The 16,431-nt window shown below is 44.3% G+C and carries 13 protein-coding genes and 5 tRNA genes; 4 read left to right on the top strand and 14 right to left on the bottom strand.

The features are described from left to right. Nucleotides 1–201: 201 nt before the first annotated feature. Both M9194_RS15890 and M9194_RS15885 read left to right on the top strand, forming a co-directional pair. Complete coding sequence (locus M9194_RS15890; protein WP_250613667.1) at nt 202–747, top strand: helix-turn-helix domain-containing protein; 546 nt, start codon at nt 202–204, stop codon at nt 745–747. Further along, nucleotides 719–1,537 carry a VUT family protein gene (locus M9194_RS15885; RefSeq protein WP_250613666.1) on the top strand — a complete coding sequence of 273 codons (819 nt, stop codon included), beginning with the start codon at nt 719–721 and terminating at the stop codon, nt 1,535–1,537. The genes M9194_RS15890 and M9194_RS15885 overlap by 29 nt, the downstream gene beginning before the upstream one ends. 59 nt (nt 1,538–1,596) lie before the next feature. Here M9194_RS15885 and M9194_RS15880 read toward each other — a convergent pair whose 3' ends face one another. The 3 genes from M9194_RS15880 to M9194_RS15870 all read right to left on the bottom strand — a co-directional run bounded on the left by M9194_RS15880 (nt 1,597) and on the right by M9194_RS15870 (nt 5,111). Further along, nucleotides 1,597–3,213: a peptide ABC transporter substrate-binding protein gene (locus tag M9194_RS15880; RefSeq protein WP_250613665.1), complete on the bottom strand. Its 1,617-nt coding sequence runs from the start codon at nt 3,211–3,213 to the stop codon at nt 1,597–1,599. Nucleotides 3,214–3,321: 108 nt separating this feature from the next. Next, nucleotides 3,322–3,918, bottom strand: coding sequence for a cysteine dioxygenase (locus M9194_RS15875; protein WP_250613664.1), 597 nt, complete (start codon nt 3,916–3,918; stop codon nt 3,322–3,324). A 299-nt stretch (nt 3,919–4,217) separates the two neighbouring features. After that, complete coding sequence (locus tag M9194_RS15870) at nt 4,218–5,111, bottom strand: response regulator (RefSeq protein WP_250613663.1); 894 nt, start codon at nt 5,109–5,111, stop codon at nt 4,218–4,220. A gap of 110 nt (nt 5,112–5,221) precedes the next feature. On the opposite strand from M9194_RS15870, the gene M9194_RS15865 reads away from it, so the two are divergent. Further along, on the top strand, nt 5,222–6,019 hold the full coding sequence (locus tag M9194_RS15865) for a chromosome partitioning protein ParA (RefSeq protein ID WP_250613662.1): 798 nt from the start codon (nt 5,222–5,224) through the stop codon (nt 6,017–6,019). Here M9194_RS15865 and M9194_RS15860 read toward each other — a convergent pair. The 10 genes from M9194_RS15860 to M9194_RS15815 all read right to left on the bottom strand — a co-directional run bounded on the left by M9194_RS15860 (nt 5,991) and on the right by M9194_RS15815 (nt 13,494). Continuing rightward, nucleotides 5,991–6,941 carry an SPOR domain-containing protein gene (locus tag M9194_RS15860; protein ID WP_250613661.1) on the bottom strand — a complete coding sequence of 317 codons (951 nt, stop codon included), beginning with the start codon at nt 6,939–6,941 and terminating at the stop codon, nt 5,991–5,993. The genes M9194_RS15865 and M9194_RS15860 overlap by 29 nt on opposite strands. A gap of 159 nt (nt 6,942–7,100) precedes the next feature. After that, on the bottom strand, nt 7,101–8,039 hold the full coding sequence (locus tag M9194_RS15855) for an ABC transporter permease (RefSeq protein WP_250613660.1): 939 nt from the start codon (nt 8,037–8,039) through the stop codon (nt 7,101–7,103). Between the two features lie 4 nt (nt 8,040–8,043). Next, nucleotides 8,044–9,021 carry an ABC transporter permease gene (locus M9194_RS15850; protein ID WP_250613659.1) on the bottom strand — a complete coding sequence of 326 codons (978 nt, stop codon included), beginning with the start codon at nt 9,019–9,021 and terminating at the stop codon, nt 8,044–8,046. A 65-nt stretch (nt 9,022–9,086) separates the two neighbouring features. Continuing rightward, complete coding sequence (locus M9194_RS15845) at nt 9,087–10,640, bottom strand: ABC transporter substrate-binding protein (protein WP_250613658.1); 1,554 nt, start codon at nt 10,638–10,640, stop codon at nt 9,087–9,089. Between the two features lie 60 nt (nt 10,641–10,700). After that, entirely contained in the window at nt 10,701–12,416 is a 1,716-nt protein-coding gene (locus M9194_RS15840) for a dipeptide ABC transporter ATP-binding protein (RefSeq protein WP_250613657.1), read from the bottom strand. A 548-nt stretch (nt 12,417–12,964) separates the two neighbouring features. Then, nucleotides 12,965–13,041: transfer RNA gene (locus M9194_RS15835), tRNA-Pro, on the bottom strand. Between the two features lie 22 nt (nt 13,042–13,063). Beyond that, a tRNA-His gene (locus M9194_RS15830) sits at nt 13,064–13,139 on the bottom strand. A 68-nt stretch (nt 13,140–13,207) separates the two neighbouring features. Continuing rightward, nucleotides 13,208–13,284, bottom strand: a tRNA-Pro gene (locus M9194_RS15825). 22 nt (nt 13,285–13,306) lie between these two features. Next, nucleotides 13,307–13,382 (bottom strand) — tRNA-His (locus M9194_RS15820). A gap of 35 nt (nt 13,383–13,417) precedes the next feature. Next, nucleotides 13,418–13,494: transfer RNA gene (locus M9194_RS15815), tRNA-Arg, on the bottom strand. A gap of 287 nt (nt 13,495–13,781) precedes the next feature. On the opposite strand from M9194_RS15815, the gene M9194_RS15810 reads away from it, so the two are divergent. Beyond that, nucleotides 13,782–14,201, top strand: a complete 420-nt coding sequence (locus M9194_RS15810) for a c-type cytochrome (protein WP_250613656.1) — start codon at nt 13,782–13,784, stop codon at nt 14,199–14,201. 70 nt (nt 14,202–14,271) lie between these two features. On the opposite strand, the gene rep is transcribed toward M9194_RS15810, so the two are convergent. Then, the gene (gene rep / locus M9194_RS15805; RefSeq protein WP_250613655.1) at nt 14,272–16,287 is read right to left on the bottom strand and encodes a DNA helicase Rep; all 2,016 of its coding nucleotides are present in this window, start codon (nt 16,285–16,287) and stop codon (nt 14,272–14,274) included. Nucleotides 16,288–16,431 lie beyond the last annotated feature (144 nt).

Raw genomic sequence — 16,431 nt, 5'->3', positions numbered from 1 at the left:
TGCATTGCTTCACAAGACTATTAACAGACTTATGAATTACATGGTGCAGACAGTAACATAGTTTGTATTAGATAAAAATACTTTTTGCTTGTCATGTATTATAAAAAAATTCATCGCGTGTGATTTTGTCCCTTCTCCTTTATACTTGCTTTCATCTCGTCCATGCACATTACGTGCTTTTCAATACATTTAAATCGAGCAATGAAAACAGAAACCGTAGGCGACAGAATAAAAGAAGCGCTCTTCATGAGAGGGATGAGCCAAGCCGACCTGTGCCATAAGTCCGGCATTGAGCGAGGACACATCAGCAATATCACTACTGGCCGGATCAAATATCCTCGTAAACACCTGAGCAAAATCGCTGATGCCTTAGACGTTTGTGAAAACTGGTTACTCACGGGACAGAAAAATGATTCGGTCCGCCACAACCAATACCCAATTTTTTCCTTAGTTGATAACCAATTAGAGGAAGTTGGCGCTTGGCATACTGAAATGAGCTTGTCCGGTGATCTAAAAATCATTGATGCGGGTGAAAATTTGCTTATCATTGCCGATCGATTAGGAGAAGGACCTTACCTGTTTCATCATCTAGGAGCATTGGTCACTTTATATCGGCATGAATCATTAGCCCATATAAGCTGGTACCCGCTTCAATTTGATGATTCTTATACGCTTATAGGAAAAATCATATCTACCATTAGCAAAGAGTTAATAGACAATGAGACAATTAAAACTTGTCATGGTTAAGGATGATAAGATTCATTACACCAACGAATCTGCGTCCTTAACTCTTGCAGAAGATGCCGATGCTTTGATCGACAAAGAGCTGATCAAGCTATTCGACAAGAAAGACAGAAATACCATTCGAGCAGTTAGTCGCCGACACAACCCCAAAAATGAGCTGCAGCGCATGAAGTGGTATGGCTTTATGACAGCCTTGTATATTGGATTCTTACTGATCGCCATACCAATGTCACCGCATACGGTAAGCATTTTCGGCACCTTTCAACCTGCGGGAATTCTGATTTTTCCACTCACCTTTGCCATGTTGGATGTCATCAATGCCACGTTGCGCTACGAGTATGCCAAAATGACGGTATACATAGGTGCGACCGTATGCGCCCTAGCGTCACTGATGATTTTCATTTCTTTCCATGTACTGAATATTGGTGGCGAGTACTACAACGTATTCCACCCACTGATCAAGTTGTACTTGATCAACATGATATGCGTACTCACTTCCGATCAACTGAACAATTTCGTATTTAGAAAACTTAACGATAAGTTTTACAACAAAAAGCTTTGGTTGAAGACGTTAGCTTCCAGTATCGTGGGTCAGATTGCGTATACCATCATCTGGATTTTGGCCTTCTTCAATACCTCAGCAAACAGTACACTGATTCACAAAATCATCGACAACTACTCCTTTAAAATCGGCTATGCAGTCGTGCTGATTCCGGTTACCTACCTTCTTGTGTATATCTTTAATACGATTGTCGATAAGAATTTATCTGCCAGCCCTGCCGAGCAAGGTTAGTCCAGCAAAGCAAAAGGAGCCCTCAATTGAGCGCTCCTTTTTGATTAACTTGATATAGGCTAACCGGTCTTGGCCGCTTTTAAGTACAAATCTTTCGAGTAAATCCTGCCTTCAGCATTGTCCTTGGGGAACCCTCCAAGGTGTGGGTTGACCAATCGAGCTTGCATGTAATAGAAAATAGGCGCGATTGGCATATCTTTCGCCAGTATTTGCTCTGCCTGGTCGTAAAGCTTCTGACGTTTTTTTACATCGGTTTCAACCGTTGCCTTAGCAATTATCTTGTCGTACTCAGGGTTACTATAACCGCCATAATTTCGGCTATTGCCAGTGGTAAAGATAGAAAGGAAGGTGGACGCTTCATTATAATCACCACACCAAGAGGCACGCATAACATCAAAGTTACCTTGCTGGCGAGCCGCTAAGTAAGATTTCCATTCTTGGTTTTCTAACGTGATATCCGCGCCAATGCTTTTTTTCCACATCGATGCAATCGCCACTGCAATACTCTTATGATTTTCACTGGTGTTATACAATAGCTTGGCGTGGAAGTGCTGTTCATGCGCTTTGTCTATCAACTGCTCTGCCACCACATCGCGTTTATGTTGAGACCAGTGGCTATAGGCAGGCTGAGTAGCATGAAAGTTTGCCGTATATTTGTGTGCAAACGTATAGGCCGGTATATAGCCCACTTTAGTGACATCTTTGGTGATAACATCACGCATGATGCTATAAGAAGCCGCTTTACGAACTTCCACATGGTTAAAAGGCTCATGCCGCATATTGAAGGCGTAATAATACGTGCACAGCAATGGCGTTACTTGGTAGGCATTGGGGAAGTCATGTTTTACCTCATCGGCAATGGCACTAGGAACGCCAGAAGTCATATCGATCTCACCAGTACGATAACGATTCATGGCCGACATTTGGTTTTCAAAAGGCACATAGGTGACCTTATTCAGCACCGTGTGTTTGTCGTCCCAATAATTTGGGTTACGCACCATCACCAACCTTTCGTTGATCACCCATTTATCCAGCTTAAAAGCGCCATTGGAGACGATGTGCTCTGGCTTGCTCCAACCTTCCCCATACTTTTCTACTACTTTTTTGTCTAGAGGCATCATCGTTGTGTGGGCCAACATGGCAATAAAGTATGGCACTGGTTTATCTAAGGTGTATTGCAAGGTGTGATCATCGAGCGCTTTAATCCCAAGAGTGTCAACTGGAGCCTGACCATCAATAATTTTATCTGCATTATGAATCCCGGTCATTTTGATATACCAGGCATTCGGCGAAGCAAACTTCGGATCAACGGCTCGGCGTAGAGCAAACACAAAGTCACCTGCTGTGACGGGATCGCCGTTGGACCATTTGGCGTTTTTACGTAAATGAAAGGTATAGATTCGATTGTTTTTATTTTCCCAGCTCTTCGCCACCCCCGGGATCACTTCGCCGTGTTCATTTTGAATAACCAATCCTTCAAATAAATCACGAATGATGTGCATTTCCGCCAGCCCCTCAGCTTGCAAAGGGTCTAGTGTCGCCGCTTCGGCATCGTTACCTCTAACCAAATCTTGTGTCTTAGCCAGCTCTACTCCCTTGGGCACATGGGCAGCAAAAGAGATTGGGGATAATAATAGAGCTGCGCCTGTAATAGCAGCAATTAACGATTTGTCCATTCGCCTTATTCCTTGAGTCAAAAGTAGCCATGCTTTTCGCTTGATGGCTTTACTATAATCAAACTGGACTCAAAAGACGGTGATCGCTTTCTGCTATTTATCTACTGGCTATATCTCGTAAATCCACGATGACATCGTCTCTGAATCAAACCAATCGGTCTCTGCACTTTCCAGCTTATAGAAGCGAAATTGCTTCAGTGGCGGTGAATAAATATGGATGGTAACCAGAGGTTGATTATTATCTTGAAGATTAGATATTTGATGAATGTCCTCATCCATGCTGGCAGTAACACTGCCCTCTTCATACACGTGGGATTGAGTAGCAAAAATATGCTGATTGGGTGCGCGTTCAAATACCGTTTCAGTTGCTTGCCCAGAAAGCACTTTTACACCACATGCCGTGCCAAGGTGGTCATGAATTTTACTGCGTTGGCCATTTAACCAACTCAACATCAGCACCTCACAATGTTCATTTTTGAACAAACGTTTTCGGCAATAAGAATTTTGTTTGAATTCTGCTAGTTCTTGAATTTCGTGTTCACTTAAGTACAGGTTATCTAATACAAAGCGAATGGTAGACAAGGACAAAGGCTTGGTTGTGTGTTCTAGCTGCTGGATAAAATCACAATAAGTCAATGATTCATGCTCGTTAAGCATCAGCGGCAACACCGACATCGAGTGTACATTCTGCGAAGATTGGCTCATAAATCCTCCTTGAAAATGTTACTTCAGACGGTTTAATCATTCACGGCAACATTTTTCACATTAAATAACCAAAGTGTCAACATAAAATAAACATAACATAAATTCAATCTTTCGTGGTATTAATTTTTATAATTTTATTAGTAAATAAAATACCATCACTACCAAACCCACATTTAAGAGCAAGAAAAATTACCCCAACTAAACGTTAGCTGGGCACATGAGTACAAATCAGATTATTTATCCAATGGTTTTATTAGCCTGTGAAGGGCAAGGAAGCACAAAGCGGAATGAAAAAGAGTTTAGAACGCCACCAAAGTGACTTTTCCCTGAGCGAGCATGTCGATTTGGCAGGCAAAATCTAGGCGCTTGTCGCCATCTTTGGCGAACATCACTTCAAGCTTATTGAAGTTCTCTGGGATAAAGCTGACGTTTTTCAATTTCAAACTTCGGCGGGTATGTTTATCAACAAAGGTGATCGCGGATTTATCGAGCACATCTTGGCAAGTATCCACCATTTCCTTACAGACGTTGCTCTTATGTATGGCCAGCTGAAGTTGTTCATCGGTAATGCTGGTATTGCGCTTGGAAAAAACACAAATGGCATACACATCCAACAAGGCAACCACTTTTGGCTTTTTCAATACCGAGTCTTCAAACACGGCCATCAGGCATGGCACTTTGCTTTCATCAAACAGTTGTTTTTTGATTGGGCTAATACGAACATTAGGGTTGATGGCTCGCTGCAGGTTTTTCTCCAACTGCGGCAAACGTGGCAAGGCCCAGTCATCTTTGGACGCATTCGTAGCGGGTACGATTTCTTCTTCCTCTATACTACGAACCAGCGGCTTAATCTTCTTATGTAGATCGGCATCTTCAAACGGTTTAGAAAGTACAAAACTCGCACCAGCTTTCTCGGCCTTATCGATTTCATCCTCATCATCCACCGTGGTGATCATGCCAATTTTGATGCCCATTTTTCTCTTATCAATTTCTTGCACCAGCATTAACCCGGACATGTCAGGCATGTGCCAATCGGTCAACACAATTTGTGGCTGCCAGCTACCGATAACAGACAATGCCTCCACCGCGGTGGCTGCTTTTTTTATATACAAGCGTCTATAGCTGTACTTTTCTAATGCTCGCCGTACGATTTCTAACGTCGCTTTACTGTCATCAACAATAAGAACTTTCACAAATACGTATAACCTGCCACTTTAACCTGTTCAAAGTATAGGCATAAATTTTTGTAACAACTAAACTTATCTCTAAAACATGGATGATATTTGCTACCTAGGAGCACTGGATGGATTGGCAACACCTATTGACAGAAAATGTACTCAAAGCCTTCGCCCTCGATTTTGGTTTAATTATCCTTGCTGTTTGGTTTTTTATACTACTGCTTATCCTACGTGAATTTCGGCAATTTGCGCGAACTATGGCGGGAAATGGCGTCGACCAACAAATGTTAACCCTGGTACAAAAGTCCGTTGATAATGCCTTAATCACGGTGTCAGAAAATACCAAAACACTTGGAGATTTGGTGGAAGTGCAACAAGCATTAGAAAACCAAGTAACGAATATCAAGCAATCGTCTTCGTCTGGCCATATGACAGAAGAAGATCAAACCGCCATTGATGACTTAACCAAAAAGCTAAGCACTTCGCATCAATTGATTAAAAAACTGAAAGGCGATTTGGATAGAAGTGTACAAGGGTTGAAAAAGACTAAGGACAAACTTTACAACCAGTTCCAAACCGTAGAAGGGCTAAAAGAAGAAAACGAGCGGCTGCAAAAAGACTTCAGCCAACTAGAGAAAGAATATATCAACATTTCCCAAGCCAACGGTTTACAAAAAGCGGAAGAGGAGAAGAAAGAGCTTATCGCGACATTGAATCAATACAAACGCCAAATAGAAGAACAAGATCAAGCCATCAATCAGCTCAAAGAACAAGGCAGTGGGGCGGGCAACCTAGAAATTGAAGCGGTACAAGAAGAACTATCCAATGCACAGAAAAAACTGCAAAGCCTGACCAAAGAAAAAGATTTTGTCGAGAAAAAGTTCTTAACCTTGCTTAAGGAGATCGAGAAGCCAAAGCCCTAACATCCTGACTGACACACACCACATTCAATAACGAATTACCTTGTAGTTGGTTGATTTTCCCACTAGTAAACAGGCCTTTTTTATCGGCTCCCCAATAGGGTAAATAGACCGGCCAAAACCCACTGTCCATCTCTTTCGAGTGCAGTAATTGATTCCATTCTCCCTCAGAAGGCAGTCGCATTCCAAGCTGATGGCACACTTTATCTGCAGTGGCATAATTCACACGAGTCCAAGGCCTATCATGCTCCATATAGTATTGCTGCGTTTCTTGGCCTAAATAAGGAATTTGATACATTGTCCCAGCGATTTGCGTCTGCAAACGAATTTCAGGCAAGTCATTTTTTTCTGTCATGGCTTGACGTAGTAAAGCTTTTTTCCTGCTAGAACTAACGGCTTCGTCATAGCTGGAAAAACGTGAGTTGCTGTGTTGTTTTATGCTTTTCTGTTTAGCCGGCGCTCGCGATACGTGAGTATTTTCGGTGACTTCGCGAATAAAGGCATCGCGGTAACGAGAAATCTTCTTCACCTGTTCGAGTTCCAGTTTAACTTGTTTATAGCTTTTATAAGGCCCAATAAGACACCGATAACCGCTACGCTCAGCCTTCATCCATACATCCGTCGAAATGTGCTGATACAACACCTTAGCGACATCCAGCGGCATAGCAGTTTCCAGCATTCCACACTGAATCCAAAAGTAAGAGTGTGCACTTGCCGGAGATTTTTTGCCCCACATGCCTTTGCCGATCGGGCAAGTCTTGTTCAGCACTGCCAACTGTCTATCCGACGATTGCGTGGCACCACACAAAAATGACGGCGACGCGTTTGCAGTTACTGGCATGAATGCAAGCCCTATGAATACCAACAATATGCGAGTGCCATACCTAAACAAGTCGCGTATGGCTAAGAAACATTCCATTTTCATTTCCATCACCCATTATAAACAGCTATGAGTAAACTTTTTGACGGCTAATTATTGAAACCATTCTGCACAAACAACATGCAAAAAAAGAGCCGCATTTTATTGCGACTCTTTGTTCAGGTAGATAATTGTTGTGGATTAATTAGTCAATCCAGCGCTGATTTAGCCTTTGTAAATTTTTGGATTGAACACATCTCGTAACCAATCACCAAGTAGGTTAATCACCAGCACTAGGGTAACGAGTACGATGCCCGGGAAGATAGTGATCCACCAAGACCCTGAGAATATGTAGTTAAAACCGATACTGATTAACGACCCCAGAGAAGGTTGGTCTACCGGAAGGCCCAAACCAAGGAAAGACAGCGCTGCCTCAGACATAATCGCGTTGGCCACCTGTACTGTGGATATCACTAAGATCGGTGACAAACAGTTAGGCAAGATATGACGGAACATAATTCGTGGTGCTTTGAAGCCCATAACCCTTGCCGCTTCGACGTACTCTTTCTTTTTCTCGGCAAGTACAGAAGCACGAATGGTTCTTGCGTATTGTGGCCACTCTGCGACACCAATGATGACGACCAACATGAGTACCGCGTATTGGCTATAAAACTCACTACCGAAACTGGCCTTGAATATGGCGGAAACAATGATGGCGACCATCATGGTCGAGAAAGATAGCTGAACATCGGCAAAGCGCATCAAGAAACTATCGATTCGACCACCGAAGTAACCTGCCGACAAACCAATTACAATACCCAATACCAGCTGCAGCCCAACGGCTAAGAAACCAATAGTGAGCGACAAACGCGAGCCATATAAAATGGTAGACAAGATATCCCGGCCTTGATCGTCGGTACCCAACACAAACCTTGATTCTCCGCCTTCAAGCCAGGAAGGTGGCAATTCAGAGTCCATGATGTCAATCGAAGACAAGTCATATGGGTCGGTCGGTGCAATAATTGGCGAAGCTATCGCTACGACAAAGCAGACCATAAACACGGCGAAGCTCACCATCGCCACTTTGTCTCGTAAGAAATAATATAGAAAGTCAGATTGTCTAAAACGCTGCCAACGAGATGGAGCAGTTGCAGTTTGATTCATTCGCTTAGGCTCCTTTTCCTGTCAAGTTCACAGTCGGGTTGATGATGCCATACAGCAGATCCACTATGGTATTGGTCACCACAAAGATTAATCCAACAAAAATGACGTAGGCGGTAATCAAAGGCGTATCAACCCGATTGATCGCTTCTAAAAATAAGAAGCCAGTACCCGGCCACTGAAAGACCGTTTCGGTCAATATGGTGTAGGCAACCATAGTACCGATCTGCACGCCGCCGACCGTGAGTACAGGTAACATGGTATTTTTCAGTGCGTGTTGATAATAGATTTTTTTAAGAGCAATGCCCTTGGCCTTACTGAACTTGATGTATTCTGAGCTCAGCACTTCTAGCATTTCAGAGCGAACAAGGCGAATAAACAGCGGCAGCATAATTGACGCCAGTGATACGCAAGGCAGAATCAAGTGAGCCAAGCCATCTAAATTGAAATAACCTGACTGCCAACCCAGTACATCCGTCGTCTCACCTCGTCCGTAAGAAGGCAGCCAACCCAATTCGATGGAAAAAACATACATCAACATGATCGCGGTAAGAAATACCGGAATCGATATACCTACACTACTGATTGCCATCACGGCTTTAGAAAACCAGCTCTTAGGGTGAATGGCTGAATAGACCCCCAGAGGTATCGACAGCACGATGATAAGCACCGTCGCCCCAAACACTAGCTCAAGAGTGGCCACCAACTTATCAAGAATTACCTCAACAGCTGGCCGCTTAAAAAAGTACGATGTGCCGAGGTCGCCATGTAGGGCCCCAACAATAAATCGAGAATATTTGGTCAGGAACGGATCGTTGAGTCCGAGTTCATCTCGAAGCTGCTGTCTTTCAGCCTCCGAGACAGATTGCCCAACAAGCTCACGCAACGGGTCACCCAGGTTATCCTGAATGGCAAACGCCACCAAACTGATCACAAACATCACTATCAGTGCCTGAAATAGGCGATTGACCAGAAATGAAAACATTTCTTCCCCTTTGTTTATTACAGTAAAAGGCCACCTAAGCTAGCTGCCTAGGTGGCTTAATAAGTTTACTTAACGACAAGATCACCAAAGTATGGATAATTCATCGCATTTACTATAGGTTGAATATTGACGTTAGACTTGGTACCCCATGCTAGGTTTTGCCAATGAAGAGGAACAAATGCTGCATCCTTATACAAAATGTCTTCCACTTTTCTCAGCATCTCTGCACGTTTTTCTGGATCCGTTTCAACATTGGAGGCTTCAACCAACTTATCCACTTCAGGGTTAGAGTAATGGCCACAGTTATATTGCCCTGCCCCTGTCTTCGCGTCACGGGTCATGGTCAAGAACTCAGAGAAGTTCGCCGAGTCTTCCGTATCTGAGTGCCAGCCAATCATCAGCATATCGGCAGAGCATTTATCAAACTCTGGCCAGTACTGAGCTTTTGGCATGGTTTTCAAATCAACTTTAATACCAATTTTAGACAGCATCGCCGCAGAGGCCTGAGCGACCTTGGCATCATTCACGTAACGGTTGTTTGGCGCTATCATGGTCAGTTTTAAACCATTTTCGTAGCCCGCTTCTTTCATCAGCTGCTTGGCTTTTTTCAAATCGTAACGAGGAACAAGGTTTGGATCGTAACCCGCATAGCCTTTTGGCCCTTGTTGTCCGGCTGCAGTCGCGAAGCCTTTCATTATCTTGTTAACAATGCCTTTGTTATTGATGGCATACACAATCGCTTGGCGCACACGAGGATCTTTCAGCGCTTCATTGCTGTTTTGGTTCATTTGGAACTCAATGATACGAGTACCAGGCAGGGTCACCAACTCAATACCTTTGGCCTTCTCCACGCGCTTGTGATCATTGGGTGCAACCGGTGCAATCATATCCACATCGCCTGATAGCAATGCTGCGACACGTGTGGCGTCTTCTTTAATGACCACTAAGGTTAAATGGTCCACATTGCCTTTGGACTGTTTGTCCCAATAGCCCTTAAATCGCTCAAAGTCGACTTTGACCCCTTGCTCGCGACCAGTCACCGTAAACGGCCCGGTACCTGATATATGGGTTGAGGCAAACGAGTTACCATGTTTCACAATCTCAGACTTGTCTTTGCCATCGGCAGTTTTACCGGTGTAAAACTTATGATCCATCGGGAAAATGTAGGTAGCGGTTTGTAAAACCAAAGGGTAGATATCTTCAGAAACGAGATCGACGGTATAGTCATCGACCTTAACCATTTTGCTATACGGTTCAAAAATGGCTTTGAAATCTGGGGAGGTTTTCAGACGATTAAACGTCCATACCACGTCATCTGCGGTAAAGTCGTTACCTGAATGGAATTTCACGCCTTTGCGTAAATGAAAGCGATAGGTTTTGTCATCAATCCGCTCCCACTTTTCTGCCAGGCGCGGCTCAAAGCTCAGATCTTGCCGATAGCGCACCAAAGGGTCAAAGACCATATGGGACATTTGCAATGTACCGCCAGATAACTGTTCTTGGGGATCCATAGATACTGGGTCCGCGTCATAAGCGACCTTAATATCCGCTGCCACTGCACTGAAGCTTAAGCTAGCTGCCATGATTGCAGCTGCTAATGTGCCTTTTATGCTTTTCATTTGCATAACTCCTTTGCGGGAAACTAATCCCTCGTCGTTGTATTTGCTTTATTTATCGGCTCAGGCCGTTTTTATGTCCTCTCTTAAGCCAGTAAATTCCGGCATCAGAGAAATCAGTTGTTTGCTGTACTCATGTTCTGGTTGAGAAAATAGCTGCTCGGTGGGGGCTACTTCTAATAACGTCCCCATTTGCATCACCCCAACTCGATCGCACATCTGCCTGATAACCGGCAAATCGTGGCTAATAAACAACATGGTTAAGTTGAGTTCATCTTGAAGATCTTTCAGCAGATTGAGTATTTGCGCTTGAACGGAAACGTCCAGTGCCGAAGTTGGCTCATCACATATCAGCAGGCGAGGCCTTGTCGCCAGTGCACGAGCAATAGAGATCCTTTGTCGCTGACCACCGGAAAACTCATGGGGATATTTAACACCTGCCATTTTGCCAAGCCCAACATGCTCTAGCAGATCACTAACAATTTGCCGCGTTTGCAGCTCATTTTCCGTCAGCTTATGAAAACGGATAGGCTCGGCAATAATATCCGCAATTTTCATCCTTGGATTCATTGAGGTATACGGGTTTTGAAACACCATTTGCATCTGGCGACGCAAGGGGCGACGTTCTTTTTCAGACTTAAGCGCGGTTAAATCGATACCTTCAAACGTGACTGTCCCAGAGTTGGGGGCATATAAGCCTGCAATAACGCGCGCTATGGTGGATTTTCCTGAGCCAGACTCCCCCACCAAGCCAAATGTCTCTCCTTCGAATACCTCGAAGCTAACATTATTAGAGGCTTGTACGTATTCTCGTCGACTTTCAAACAAAGAATCTTTGGTCACAAAGCACAGATTGACACTGTCTACCGACAGTAGCGAGCCGGAATACTGTTTTTGATCTTGGCTTTGCCCAAGCCAGTGATTTTTGATGTCGATAGGCTCAAGCTCTGTCGCCTCCTCGATATAGCTAACTAATGGGAAGCGATCCAACTTCACGTCTGAACGAGGAACGGCAGAAATCAAACTGCGTGTGTAGGAATGCTCTGGGTCTCCTAGCACCTTGCTTGTTGGGCCAAACTCCACCAAATCCCCACGATACATAACGGCAACACGGTCAGTCACATTCGACACTACGCCCATGTCATGGGTCACCAGCATACAGCCCACATTGTTCTTAACACATAGCTCTCTAATCAAGCTTAAGATTTGGTCTTGAATTGATACATCGAGTGCAGTGGTTGGTTCATCAGCAATGATTAAATCCGGTTCGCCTGCAAGCGCGATGGCAATCACCACCCGTTGACGCATACCACCAGAAAACTGATGAGGATATTGTTTTAAACGGTTTTCAGGCTGCGGAATGCCCACTTGATTCATCAGTGACAACGCACGCTGATAGGCTTCTTGATCTGAAACCTTCATGTTAGCGTGGATGGTTTCCTTTAGCTGGCGCTCAACCGTGAACAAGGGGTTCAAAGACGTCATCGGGTCTTGAAATATAAAGCCGATTTTTGATCCCCTAACTTTACGCATTTGCTCGGCACTGAGCCCAGAAATTTTCTCGCCATCTAAATAAACATCACCGCTGGCTATATGCCCAGGAGGGCTAAGCAAATCAATAACAGCATTACCAACTGTTGATTTGCCCGCTCCAGATTCACCAACAACGCCAACGATCTCGCCGCGTTCGATATTAAAAGAAAGGGATTTGACCGCGGCGTGAACACCGTGACGAGAGGGATACTCAATACGAAGGTTTTTAACCTCTAAAAGCGACATCTACCAGACCTCTACTGCCTTGTCTGCTAATGGTGTCAGTTTGAGCGAATTACTACAGACAGAAAATATCTTGACACCATACCATCAACATAGTGAATTTATGACTTGTAAATCTGGCAAATAATTCACAAAAAAGCAACATGATGTCCGCGTAATACGAAGGAGGTTAAACTAATTCTGCTCGCAAGATTAAATAATTATGCACTTAGTCGACATTTGTTTTCATAACAATTACGCGATGGGATATAGAAGCTCTTATTAACTGCCTATATTGCTATGTTTTAAATTATTAATAAGAAACCAGCTCAATATACTGAGGTTGGTGATTATGCGCTTGGCATGAAGTCGTATTCTTTGTTTAAAACTTGTGACTTACATAACAAAAAATTAGCAATATTAATGCTACTTAGGCGGGAAACTAAAAGACATACATCTCAAAATGAGTTAGGAAAATGACCGAGTACGGAGCATAGTCCATATCAAATACTCGGAAATTAAAACGTGCAAACGCAAAAAAGCCTCAGTATTTCTACTGAGGCTTTAAGATGTGGTCGGTGAAGAGGGATTCGAACCCCCGACCCTCTGGTCCCAAACCAGATGCGCTACCAAACTGCGCTATTCACCGAGACAGTATTCTTAGAAAAGAATGGGGTGGCTAACGAGACTTGAACTCGCGACAACCGGAATCACAATCCGGGGCTCTACCAACTGAGCTATAGCCACCATCAAATTTTGTAACAACCGGCTAATTGCCTAGTCATGCTCCGATTTAAAATCCAAGCTTATAAAAGTGGTCGGTGAAGAGGGATTCGAACCCCCGACCCTCTGGTCCCAAACCAGATGCGCTACCAAACTGCGCTATTCACCGAGACAGCATTCTTAGAAAAGAATGGGGTGGCTAACGAGACTTGAACTCGCGACAACCGGAATCACAATCCGGGGCTCTACCAACTGAGCTATAGCCACCATAAATTTTTCACCGATCAATTCCTCCGTGGAATTGGCACGCCCGAAAGGATTTGAACCTTCGACCTTTGGCTCCGGAGGCCAACGCTCTATCCAGCTGAGCTACGGGCGCATGCCCTATCGGCGGAGTGGAATAATACGTATATCACTGTAGATCGTCTAGTACTTTTTCAACTTTTTTTCTTGTTTGATGTCTTTTTCAACAATTAATCCAAACAAAACTCGAATTTGGATGTGATAAACCCCTTGAAGCTGATAACTTGTAGTTTCTTACTACCATTTCCCGGATTATAATTACTCACTGTTTATATTGGTTTTACCGATAATACAACTGGAACATTGATACGTGCACAATAACGATTAAGCACGTTATTACCTAGGGAAAGTAAAGTGAGATTAATGGATATATCTCGGCGCCAAGTTTGCGTCTTATTCACTATATTAGGCTTCGGCCTCTCATCTGCAGCAACTGCCGCTAAGCTCAGCCAAGTAGAATACGACGCTATTGCAGAACGCATTGCGCCTGTTGGTAGCGTTTATTTATCTGGAGACGCTCCGGTAGCGGCAGCGCCGAGTGGGCCAAGAGATGGTGCCACCGTATATGGCACGTTCTGTATTGCTTGTCATGGCTCTGGTGTCAGTGGGGCACCTAAAACGGGTGATTCTGGCGACTGGGCTCCACGCATTGCGCAAGGCGAAGCCACACTGAAAAAACACGCGATCGAAGGTCTCAATGCCATGCCACCGAAGGGGACCTGTATGGATTGCTCCGACGATGAAATCGTGGCGGCCATTAATCATATGATTGAGGGAATGTAGCAAGCTCCGACGGCCCACCACCAAAGGTGTTATCACCTTTGGCGTTCGCCACATTACTATACAGAGCGTGCTATTTTTTGAACATGGCTTTCAAGTTAGCAATATGAGCTTGCCCTTTGGCCATTCTTTCTTCTTGTGAGACGGGCTTTTTGCTCGCCTCCCATTCGAGATCATCAAACGGCAACTCATCAAGGAAACGACTTTGTGTGGGCTTAATTAACTCACCAAACTGCCTACGCTCTTTGCAAACTATAAAGCTCAGCTCGCGTTGAGCACGAGTAATGCCTACGTACATCAGCCTTCTTTCTTCCTCGACATCATCGTTGTCGATACTGGTCTGGTGTGGCAACAAGCCTTCCTCTGCGCCAATAAGGTAGACATAGGGAAACTCTAACCCTTTGGAAGCATGCAGCGTCATCAGCTGTACCGCATCCGTATCCTCGTCTTCCTCACCTCGCTCCATCATGTCTCTTAATGTCAGTCGTTGAACCACTTCTTTTAGTGATTTCTCTTCTTGGTCATAATTATCACCTTCCAGGTCAGCCACTATCCAAGAATAGAGATCAGAGACGTTTTTCATCCTCATTTCGGCAGCTTTGGCACTGGTCGATGTTTCGTATAGCCAATCTTCATAGTTGATGTCTCGAACTAACGATCGCACCACCTCGACAGTATTGCCTCTTTCTGCATTGTCAGAAATTGATACTAGCCATTGGGTAAATCGACGCAGATTGTCTAACCCCCTCCCCGTCAAATGCTGCTCTAAGCCCATTTCAAAGCTCGCAGCAAATAAACTTTTACCACGCATATTGGCATAACTGCCCAGCTTTTCTAACGTTACTGGGCCAATCTCTCGTCTCGGCGTGTTTACGATGCGCAAAAAGGCGTTGTCATCATCGGGGTTCACCAAAATTTTCAGATACGCCATGATGTCTTTGATTTCAGCACGGGCAAAAAATGACGTGCCACCCGACAGCTTGTAGGGCACGCGGTTTTGCATAAGAAACTTTTCTATCAAGCGAGATTGGTGATTACCACGATATAAGATCGCGTAATCACGGTACTCGGTCCGATTTAAAAACTTATGCGCAATGATCTCACCTGTCACTCGCTCCGCTTCGTGATCTTCATTGTTCGCCAGTAAAACTTTCAGTCGCTCTCCTTCTTGGAGCTCTGAAAACAGCGTTTTTTCGTACACGTGCGGGTTATTCGCAATCAGGATATTTGCCGCCCGCAAAATTCTACGACTGGAGCGATAGTTTTGCTCAAGCTTAATAATGCGTAAGTTGGGATAGTCTTGTCCGAGCAAAACAAGATTTTGTGGTTTCGCTCCTCGCCAAGAATAAATCGACTGGTCATCGTCGCCAACAACAGTCAGTCGCCCTCTTTCTCCAACGAGCAGTTTGACCAATTCGTATTGGCTGGTATTGGTGTCTTGGTACTCATCGACCAATAAATAACGGATACGGTTTTGCCAGCGCTGGCGCACTTCTTGGTTTTGTTTGAGTAACAGCACGGGAAGAGCGATCAGATCGTCGAAATCCAAAGCATTGTACGATTTCATCTGTGCTTGGTACATTTCATAGCAAAAAGCAAAAAGCTGTTCTTGCTCCCCTTTCGCACCCGCTTTGGCCTGCTCGGCAGAAAGGTTGCCACTTTTCCAGTTTGAAATAGTGCTCATCAATTGTCTAAGCAGATCTTTGTCCCCATCCAACTGTTTTTCCGTGAGCTCTTTGAGTAAGGCTAACTGGTCTTGATCATCGAATAGAGAAAAGCCCGCTTTTAAACCCAGCGCTTTGTACTCTCGACGGATAATATTGAGGCCCAAAGTGTGAAACGTCGAAATCATTAGCCCACGCGTTTCTTTCTTACCTAATGTTTGCCCAACCCGCTCTTTCATTTCCCGGGCGGCTTTGTTGGTAAAGGTAACGGCAGCAATATTTCTTGCTCTGTAATCGCACTGCTGAATGAGATAAGCAATTTTATTGGTGATCACGCGAGTTTTACCCGAGCCAGCCCCCGCCAACACCAGGCATGGGCCGGAAACATACCTCACCGCTTCATTTTGTCTCTCATTCAGCTTCATTCCGATCTCTCATTATTTTTTAAACGGGGTAATAGTAATCTCGCCACTGCGTGATTACTATTAGAATTCAAGGTAAGACTCATGGACGAACCGCTCAAGTCACGTAAAGCTAGGTTCAATGGCGTGCTCTTTTGCTCACAAAAA

The sequence above is a fragment of the Vibrio sinus genome, from assembly GCF_023634645.1.
In the GTDB taxonomy this organism is placed as follows: Bacteria; Pseudomonadota; Gammaproteobacteria; order Enterobacterales; family Vibrionaceae; genus Vibrio; species Vibrio sinus.
This window is presented reverse-complemented; position numbering and strand designations above follow the sequence as displayed.

Coding starts and splice junctions, on each gene's coding strand:
- M9194_RS15890 (WP_250613667.1), top strand. CDS start 202: ATGAAAACAGAAACCGTAGGCGACAGAATAAAAGAAGCGCTCTTCATG.
- M9194_RS15885 (WP_250613666.1), top strand. CDS start 719: ATGAGACAATTAAAACTTGTCATGGTTAAGGATGATAAGATTCATTAC.
- M9194_RS15880 (WP_250613665.1), bottom strand. CDS start 3,213: ATGGACAAATCGTTAATTGCTGCTATTACAGGCGCAGCTCTATTATTA.
- M9194_RS15875 (WP_250613664.1), bottom strand. CDS start 3,918: ATGAGCCAATCTTCGCAGAATGTACACTCGATGTCGGTGTTGCCGCTG.
- M9194_RS15865 (WP_250613662.1), top strand. CDS start 5,222: ATGGATTGGCAACACCTATTGACAGAAAATGTACTCAAAGCCTTCGCC.
- M9194_RS15860 (WP_250613661.1), bottom strand. CDS start 6,941: ATGAAAATGGAATGTTTCTTAGCCATACGCGACTTGTTTAGGTATGGC.
- M9194_RS15855 (WP_250613660.1), bottom strand. CDS start 8,039: ATGAATCAAACTGCAACTGCTCCATCTCGTTGGCAGCGTTTTAGACAA.
- M9194_RS15850 (WP_250613659.1), bottom strand. CDS start 9,021: ATGTTTTCATTTCTGGTCAATCGCCTATTTCAGGCACTGATAGTGATG.
- M9194_RS15845 (WP_250613658.1), bottom strand. CDS start 10,640: ATGAAAAGCATAAAAGGCACATTAGCAGCTGCAATCATGGCAGCTAGC.
- M9194_RS15840 (WP_250613657.1), bottom strand. CDS start 12,416: ATGTCGCTTTTAGAGGTTAAAAACCTTCGTATTGAGTATCCCTCTCGT.
- M9194_RS15810 (WP_250613656.1), top strand. CDS start 13,782: ATGGATATATCTCGGCGCCAAGTTTGCGTCTTATTCACTATATTAGGC.
- rep (WP_250613655.1), bottom strand. CDS start 16,287: ATGAAGCTGAATGAGAGACAAAATGAAGCGGTGAGGTATGTTTCCGGC.